1 pseudogene is annotated in these 270 nt (G+C 43.7%); it reads right to left on the bottom strand.

Annotated elements, in window-relative coordinates:
• A pseudogene (locus AYW75_RS18490) lies at positions 1 to 187 on the bottom strand (polyphosphate kinase 2); the annotation flags it as partial.
• Positions 188 to 270 lie beyond the last annotated feature (83 nt).

Consider the following 270-nt stretch of genomic DNA (forward strand, 5'->3'; position numbering starts at 1 on the left):
CCCTAGGGTTAAGCTTCTCAGTGATGCGTTTAATGACGCCACCCTTACCTGCAGCGTCCCGACCTTCAAAGATAACAACAACTTTTAACCCTTCTTGCTTAACCCACTCCTGTAGCTTAACCAGTTCAATTTGCAGGCGTCGAAGTTCGTTCTCGTAGATTTTCTTATCAAGCTTGTTCTTGCCCATAATGCGCTCCTTTGTTATCAAAAGGTTAGCACTAGTAAGCGTTTGATGAGAGTTTTATCGCTGAGAACTGAGAGTTTCTACGA

The sequence above is a fragment of the Marinomonas atlantica genome (assembly GCF_001639725.1).
Lineage (GTDB): Bacteria > Pseudomonadota > Gammaproteobacteria > Pseudomonadales > Marinomonadaceae > Marinomonas > Marinomonas atlantica.